General features: G+C 67.9%; 6 protein-coding genes and 2 pseudogenes. 5 read left to right on the top strand and 3 right to left on the bottom strand.

The window, feature by feature from the left end:
* Window positions 1–79: 79 nt before the first annotated feature.
* The 3 genes and pseudogenes from AX690_RS16250 to AX690_RS16255 all read right to left on the bottom strand — a co-directional run bounded on the left by AX690_RS16250 (window position 80) and on the right by AX690_RS16255 (window position 2,160).
* A complete protein-coding gene (locus AX690_RS16250; protein WP_066681859.1) occupies window positions 80–1,339 on the bottom strand; it encodes a dipeptidase in 1,260 nt (419 codons plus the stop codon).
* Between the two features lie 73 nt (window positions 1,340–1,412).
* Window positions 1,413–1,577, bottom strand: a pseudogene (locus tag AX690_RS24295) (JAB domain-containing protein); the annotation flags it as partial.
* 190 nt (window positions 1,578–1,767) lie between these two features.
* The gene (locus AX690_RS16255; protein ID WP_062093426.1) at window positions 1,768–2,160 is read right to left on the bottom strand and encodes a helix-turn-helix domain-containing protein; all 393 of its coding nucleotides are present in this window, start codon (window positions 2,158–2,160) and stop codon (window positions 1,768–1,770) included.
* A gap of 67 nt (window positions 2,161–2,227) precedes the next feature.
* On the opposite strand from AX690_RS16255, the gene AX690_RS16260 reads away from it, so the two are divergent.
* The 5 genes and pseudogenes from AX690_RS16260 to AX690_RS16280 all read left to right on the top strand — a co-directional run.
* Window positions 2,228–2,884: a cation transporter gene (locus tag AX690_RS16260; protein ID WP_062093427.1), complete on the top strand. Its 657-nt coding sequence runs from the start codon at window positions 2,228–2,230 to the stop codon at window positions 2,882–2,884.
* A 51-nt stretch (window positions 2,885–2,935) separates the two neighbouring features.
* The gene (locus AX690_RS16265; protein WP_062093428.1) at window positions 2,936–4,891 is read left to right on the top strand and encodes an FTR1 family protein; all 1,956 of its coding nucleotides are present in this window, start codon (window positions 2,936–2,938) and stop codon (window positions 4,889–4,891) included.
* A 214-nt stretch (window positions 4,892–5,105) separates the two neighbouring features.
* The gene (locus tag AX690_RS16270) at window positions 5,106–5,555 is read left to right on the top strand and encodes a hypothetical protein (RefSeq protein WP_062093429.1); all 450 of its coding nucleotides are present in this window, start codon (window positions 5,106–5,108) and stop codon (window positions 5,553–5,555) included.
* 61 nt (window positions 5,556–5,616) lie between these two features.
* Window positions 5,617–6,879: a TolC family protein gene (locus tag AX690_RS16275; protein ID WP_062097155.1), complete on the top strand. Its 1,263-nt coding sequence runs from the start codon at window positions 5,617–5,619 to the stop codon at window positions 6,877–6,879.
* Window positions 6,879–7,260: pseudogene (locus AX690_RS16280) on the top strand (efflux RND transporter periplasmic adaptor subunit); the annotation flags it as partial. The gene AX690_RS16275 and the pseudogene AX690_RS16280, both read left to right, overlap by 1 nt.

Below are 7,260 nucleotides of genomic sequence, written 5' to 3' on the forward strand. Positions count from 1 at the left end.
CCGCGACCAAGCCGACTGGAGACCCGCCTGAACTCAACACGGTTGCTCCCCCGCAGAGCGGGGGAGGAACGAACCAACCCTACTTCGCCACCGTCTTCGCATAGGCCTGGGCCGCGTCGACGATCCGCAGCACATTCCCGCTCCAGATGGCCTCGATGTCGGCGTCCGAATAGCCGGCGGCCTTCAGGCGCGCGGTGATCTTGGGCAGGTCGGTGATGTCCTCGAAGCCGTCCATGCCGCCGCCGCCGTCCCAGTCGGCGCCGACGCAGACGCCCTTGGGGCCGGCCACCTTCAAGACGTGCAGCATGCTCTTCATGTAGAGGTCGAAGTCGCCGCGCGGGGCCGGATAGGCCTTGTCGATGGCCGCGCGCTTGTCCCCATAGGCCTTCACCATCTCGGGCGTGGCCGTCTTCATGTCGGGGGCGCGGCCCAGGGCCTCCAGCGCCGCCTTGCGCTCGGGGCTGGGCGTGGTGTCGGTCAGGTAGATCGAGTTGATGCAGACCGCGCCGCCGGCGTCGGCGATCTTCTTGATGCGGGCGTCATCCAGATTGCGCGGGTGGTTGTAGATCGCCTTCGGACCCGAATGCGAGGCGATGATCGGAACCTTGGACAGGGCCACCGACTGGTCAACGACGTCGTCGCTGGCGTGGCTGACGTCGATCACGATCCCCAGGCGGTTGGCCTCGGCCAGCCAGCGCAGGCCCAGCGGCGAGTAGCCGTTCCAGATCTTGCCCTTCGGATCGGTCGAGCTGTCGGCCAGCTGGTTGTTGCGGAAGTGGACCGGGCCGGCCATCCGCAGGCCTTCCTTGTGGAAGGTGGTCAGCAGAGTGAGGTCCTCGCCCAGCGGCCAGCTGTTCTCCATGCTGACGAAGGCGAACTTCTTGCCGGCCTTGTTGATGCGCCGCGCGTCGTCCGAGGTCAGGGCCAGCTCGAAGCCCGTCTTGTTGCCGGCCAGCATCTCGCGGATCTCGATCGCGCGGTGCAGGGCGTAGTTTCGGGCGTACTCGTAGCCCGCGGCGGTCAGGTCGCCCTGGCCCGTGTAGATCACGAAGAAGCCGCCATCCAGGCCGCCCTCGTTCATGCGCGGCAGGTCGACCTGGCTGAAGTCATGCTCGACCTCGTGACGGTCGGTGATGTTCCAGCCCGGACGGCCGAAGTGGGTCGGGGTGTCGAGGTGGGTGTCCAGCGTCAGGTACTTGTCGTGAGCCGCCTTGTCCGCCTTGGACACCGCCGGCGGAGCCGCTGGGGCCTTGGCCTTGGCCGTTGTCTGGGCTTGGGCGTCGGCGACGCCCCCGAGCAGGGCGGCCGAGCCGAGGAGGACGGTGAGCAGGCGACGCATGGGCGGACTCCGGAGCAATTGTGCGTCCGGAGGCTCACGGCTTGGCTTGCGCCCGTCAACCCATCTTACGGCGTCACATCAATCCCAGCGCCTTGAAGCTGGCCACGCCCTCGCGACCGACCACCAAGTGATCATGGACGGCGATCTTCAGGGCTTTTCCGGCCTCGACGATCTGCTTGGTCATGTCGATGTCGGGCCGTGACGGGGTGGGATCGCCCGAGGGGTGGTTGTGCAGGACCCGATGTAAATTAGGTAAGTTATTGGATATTTTGAAGATAATTCCACCATCCGGCCGCCGATGGGGGCGGCAATCGGGGATGTTGCCATGCCGACCTATGCCTCGGTAGTTGGGCGCACATGATCTTACACGAGCGTCCATATTCAATCATCCCCGGCGCAAGACGACGAATGACCGCCCGCTGAGACGCCTAGCCCGCCAGCGCCTCGATCACCCGGCAGTCGGCGGCCCGTCCGTCGCAGGTCGCCGCCACCATCCGTTGCAGTTCACCGCGCAGGGTCTCCAGCTGGGCGATCTTGGCCTCGACATCGTCGAGCTGTCGCGCCGCCAGGGCGTTGGCCTCGCCGCAGGGGCGCTCGGGATTGTCGGAAAGATCCAGCAGATTGCGGATCGCCTCGACCGAGAAGCCCAATTGGCGCGCGTGGCGGATGAAGGCCAGGCGGCGGACGGCGTCCGCGTCATAGACCCGGCGATCATTGGCTGCTCGCCGGGGCTCCGGCAGCAGCCCGATCTCCTCATAGAAGCGGATGGTCGGGACCTTGACGTCGGCGGCCTTGGCCAAGAGGCCGATGGAAAGGGTCATGAGGTGCTCCTTAGTTTTGCAGATAGGCCCTTGATCCTCTAGTGGCTAGAGGATGCATGGTGGCCTCATGAGCGAATCCTGTTCCAGCAAACCGGCCGCGTCGGGCTGCGGTTGCGGAAGCGACGTCAAGTTCGACGGCGCCACGCCCGCCTATAGCCGCGCCCTGGCCTGGGTGATCGCCATCAACCTGGTCGGCTTTGTCGTGGTGCTGATCGGCGGCATGGTCGAAGGCTCGGCGTCGTTGTCGGCCAATGCGCTCGACTTCCTGGCCGACAGCGCCACCTACGCCATCAGTCTATGGGCCATCGGCAAGTCGGTGGGCATCCGCACCGGCGCGGCCCTGTTCAAGGGCGTCAGCCTGGGCCTGGTCGCCCTGTCGGTCGCGGGCTTCGCCGCCTGGCGCGCCTGGAGCGGCGCGGCGCCCTCGGGCGAGGCGATCTCGGCCCTGGGGCTGTTTGGCGCCCTGGCCAATCTCGTCGCCGCCGCCTTGCTCGTCCGCTATCGGGATGGCGACGCCAATGTCCGTTCGGTGTGGCTCTGCACGCGCAACGATCTGATCCAATGCCTGGGCGTGGCGGCTACCGGCGGGTTGGTCTGGCTGACCGGTTCGCGCTGGCCTGACCTGATCGTCGGCGTGCTCCTGGCCGGCGTCTTCCTGAGTTCGGCCTACCAGATCATCCGCCAGGCTCGCGACGAACACCGCGCCGACCTCGCGACTTCCTGACATATGCTCAAGCTCTTGCCACACGCGCCTTTTTGCGCCCATGGATTGATAATGATTACTGGTCTCAAGGGGCGTCTGGCCTCGATCCTTGGCGGGCTGCTGGCGGTCCTGATCTTCACGGCGGCGCCGATGGCCCATGCCCAGGAGGCCAGTTCCTCGCAAACCGCCTGGCGGCTGCTCGACTATCTGTCGGTCGACTACGCGGGCGCGGTGAAAGACGGCAAGGTCATCAGCCCGTCCGAATATGCCGAGATGAACGAGTTCGCCGGCCAGGTGCGTGAGCGCATCGCCGGCCTGCCGGCCACCAAGGCTCAGCCGGACCTGCTGGCTAAGGCGCAAAGCCTGCAAGCCACGATCGCCGCCAAGCAGGAGCCGGCCGTGGTCTCGGCCAAGGCCCATGCCCTGGCCAACGACCTCCTGGCCGCCTATCCCACGCCCCTGGCCCCCAAGCGCGCGCCGGACCTGGCGCGCGGCGCGGCGCTCTATGCGGAAAACTGCGCGGCCTGCCACGGCGAGACCGGCAAGGCTGACGGCCCCAACGCCGCGGGCCTGGATCCGCCGCCGATCGCCTTCGCCGACGCCGGCCGCGCGCGCCAGCGCAGCGTCTTTGGCCTCTACCAGGTGATCCAGCAGGGTCTCGACGGCACCGCCATGGCCAGCTACGCCCACCTGCCGTCCGACGACCGCTGGGACCTGGCCTTCTATGTCGGGCGCTTCGCTTTCAGCGACGCCGAGGCCGCCGTCGGCGAAAAGCTCTGGAACGAGGACGCCGCCGTCCGCGCCCGCTTCCCCGACCTGCAGACCTTGACCCAGACCACGCCGGCCGCCCTGGCCACCACCCTCGGCGAGACCAAGGCCCGAGCGCTGACCGCCTATCTGCGACGCCATCCCGAAGTCGTCACCCGCACCGGCGGCGGCTCGCTCGATGTCGCCCGCCAGAAGCTCGCCGCAAGCCTCAAGGCCTACGAGGCCGGCGACCGCAAGGCCGCCGCCGACCTCGCGCTCGCGGCCTATCTCGATGGCTTCGAGCCGGTCGAGCCGTCGCTGGGCGCGCGCGATCCGGCCCTGATGCGACGGATCGAAGGGGCGATGGGCGACGTGCGCGGCGCGATCGGTAAGGCCGCGCCGGCCAGCGAGGTCAAGAGCCAGATCGAGCGGCTCGACGCCCTGTTCGCGGCCGCAGGCAGAGCCTTGGCCCCGGAAAAGGCCAACAGCCTGTCGAGCTTCGCCGGCGCCTTCACCATCCTGTTGCGCGAGGGCCTGGAAGCCCTGCTGATCGTGGTCGCCATGATCGCCTTCCTGCGCAAGGCCGAGCGAACCGACGTGCTGCCCTACGTCCACGGCGGCTGGATCGCAGCCCTGGCGGCTGGTGGTCTGACCTGGGCCGCAGCGACCTTCTTCATTTCGATCAGCGGGGCCAGCCGCGAGCTGACCGAGGGCTTCGGTTCGGTGATCGCCGCCGCCGTGCTGATCTCGGTCGGACTCTGGATGCACGGCAAGGCCCAGGCCGACGCTTGGCAGGTCTATATCCGCGAGAAACTATCCCACGCGCTCTCCAAGTCGTCGGCGTGGTTCCTGTTCCTGCTGGCCTTCATCGTCGTCTATCGCGAGGTGTTCGAGACCATCCTGTTCCTGACGGCGCTGTGGACCCAGGGCGGGGCAGGGGCGGTGCTGGCCGGCGTCGGCTGCGCCGTCGTCGTCCTGGCCGCCATCGCCTGGGCCATGCTGCGGTTCTCCAAGCGCCTGCCGATCGGCAAGTTTTTCGAATACAGCGCCATCCTGATGGCGATCCTGGCGGTCGTCCTGGCCGGCAAGGGCGTGGCCGCGCTGCAGGAGGCTGGCCTCTTGGACCTGCACCCGCTGGCTCTGCCGCGCATCGAACTGCTGGGCTTCTTCCCGACCATCGAAGGCGTCGCCGCCCAGGCGCTCACCCTGGCCATCCTGGTCGGCGGATTCTGGTGGTCTCGGCACAGAGCCGGCGAAATGGGGGCAAAGAGGTCCGCCTAAGGGCCATCTGACCACTTCAAACGGGATGGGCAGGGCATCGAGAGAGATTCGATCATGGCGCGACAACGCGGTACGGGCTTCTGTAGCTTTCCGCTTTGCCCCAGTTATCGCGAAGTCTTCGCCAGGTGTTTGTTGCCGTAATTGGAGCGCTCGGCAATGTGACACTATAACATGTAATCATATAACGCATTTCAATCTGGACTGAGCGGAGGTATTGCAGATTTCGATGGCTGGAATCGCGCCCCTTCGTCGGCAAGTCGGCAGATATGCCGACACGTGGCGCTCGCGCCGCGCGCCGTCCTCGCGATTCAGCTTCGGCAAGGCATGGGCGCTGTTCGTAACCTGCACGTTCATCCTCGGCATCGTCATCTGCGGACCTGCTGAGCACGCTGCGCTGGAGACCGAAACTCAGGTCGCCAGCCAGATCGTCATGTCGAGCGTCCAGGCGCCAGCATTGATCAAGACCGCTGGCGACCAGAAGACCCCCATCAAGAGAACGCTCACGGCCTGCACCGGTCATTGTTCGGCGCATGGCATAAGCTTGCCCGTGTCCTTCGCGCCCGAGATGATAGCGTTTGAGCATCGTGCCGTTTGGCTGGCCGAGCCGGATGTGGGCCTGCTCATCGATCGTTCCGTCCTGCTCGAACGTCCGCCTAGAGCCTGACGCGACCCTTCCGCCCGAGGAGGCGGACCGTTTGCGTCTCAATCTCTAGGAACACATCTTCATGACTCTCATCATGCGTGGACAGCTGCGTTTCGCGGCCGTGAGCGTGGTCGCGATTGTCGGCGCGTTGGCGTCCGCTCGCGGCGCGGCGGCCGATCCGGCGCCGCCTTTCAAGGACCTTCTCGCCCAGGCGCAAGCCAATGCCCCAAGGCTCGCCGAAGCCGCCGCCGGCGTGCGCCAGGCCGAGGGCCTGGCTCGTCAGGCTGGCGCTCGACCCAATCCCACCGTCGGGATGGAGATCGAGAACTTCAGCGGCAGCGGCGTCTATAGCGGCGCGAACAATGCCGAGACGACCTTTTCGCTGAGCCAGCCGCTCGAAGTCGGGGGCAAGCGCGGCGCGCGGGTCGCCGCCGGTCGGGCGGCTCTCGATGCTGCACGGGCGCGGCTGGTCCAGTCGAAGGCCGATTTCGCCTTCGCTCTGGCCGACGCCTACGCCCAGGCCGAAGCCGCCGAACGCCGGGTCGCCCTGGCCGAAGAGGCCGTGACGCTGTCCGACGAGACCCTGCGCGCCTCCCGAGCTCTGGTCGACGCGGGCAAAGAGGCCGAACTGCGAACCCTCCAGGCGCAAGCCGCGCTCACCGGCGCGCGCGCGTCGTTGGAAGAAGCGCGGGCCGAGCGGACGGGCGCCTTCTCGCGGCTCACCGCTCTCGTCGGATCGACCACGCCCTACACCTCGCTCAGCGACAGCCTGCTGACCAACCCCAAGGTCACGAGCCAGCCGGGCGACATCGACGCGCTGTCGACGCCCGCCGTTCTGGCGGCCGAGGCCGATCGCGAAGCCGCCGCCCGTCGCGTGCGCATCGAGCGGACCCGCGCTGTGCCGGACGTCACGGTCTCGGCCGGCGTTCGCCGGTTCAGCGGCGACGACTCCACGGCCTTGGTCGCGGGCGTGTCGCTTCCGATCCCGGTCTTCGACCAGAACCGCGGCAACATCACCGCCGCCCAAGGCGAGCTGCAGGCCGCCGAGGCTCGGCTCAATGCCGCGCGGTTCGACGCCGAGGCCGACATCCGCACGGCCCGCTTCCAGCTGGGCGCGGCCCAGTCGCGCGCCGACGCGGCCGGCCAGGGCGAAACCAGCGCCGCCGAAGCCTTCCGCCTCACGCGGATCGCCTACGAGTCCGGCAAGGCCCCCCTTGTCGAACTAATCAATGCGCGCCGGTCCCTGGCCGAAGCGCGTGACCAAACCATTCAGGCCCAATTGGCGCGCGTTCGCGCCGAGGCCGACCTGGCGCGCCTGCAAGGCCGCCTCTTCGGAGATCGCTGATGCGCAAGTCCAACTCCTCGAACCGGCAGTTGCTGCTGGCCGGCGCGGCCGTGGTGGTCGTGGCGATCGCCGCCTTCTCGGTCGGCAAGATGTCGGGCGGCAAACCCGCCGAGACCGCGACCGCTGAAAAGCCGGCGGCGGCAGCTCCCGCGGCCGGACCCCAGAGCCTGTCGATGGGCCCCGAGCGCATCACCGCCTCGGGCGTCCAACTGCAGACGGTCAACACCGGGGGCCTGGCTTCCGAGGTCGTCGCGCAGGCCACGGTCGAAGCCGAACCCGGTGGGGAGGCGGCTCTGACCGCCCGCGCCGCCGGTTCGATCACCCGGATCACCAAGCGCCTCGGCGACCCCGTGCGGGCCGGCGAGACCCTGGCCCTGGTCT

The sequence above is a fragment of the Caulobacter sp. CCH9-E1 genome (assembly GCF_001556515.1).
Taxonomy (GTDB): Bacteria; Pseudomonadota; Alphaproteobacteria; order Caulobacterales; family Caulobacteraceae; genus Caulobacter.

Excerpts from the sequence above, each read along its gene's own strand:
- AX690_RS16250 (WP_066681859.1), bottom strand. The coding sequence starts at position 1,339 with ATGCGTCGCCTGCTCACCGTCCTCCTCGGCTCGGCCGCCCTGCTCGGG.
- AX690_RS16255 (WP_062093426.1), bottom strand. The coding sequence starts at position 2,160 with ATGACCCTTTCCATCGGCCTCTTGGCCAAGGCCGCCGACGTCAAGGTC.
- AX690_RS16260 (WP_062093427.1), top strand. The coding sequence starts at position 2,228 with ATGAGCGAATCCTGTTCCAGCAAACCGGCCGCGTCGGGCTGCGGTTGC.
- AX690_RS16265 (WP_062093428.1), top strand. The coding sequence starts at position 2,936 with ATGATTACTGGTCTCAAGGGGCGTCTGGCCTCGATCCTTGGCGGGCTG.
- AX690_RS16275 (WP_062097155.1), top strand. The coding sequence starts at position 5,617 with ATGACTCTCATCATGCGTGGACAGCTGCGTTTCGCGGCCGTGAGCGTG.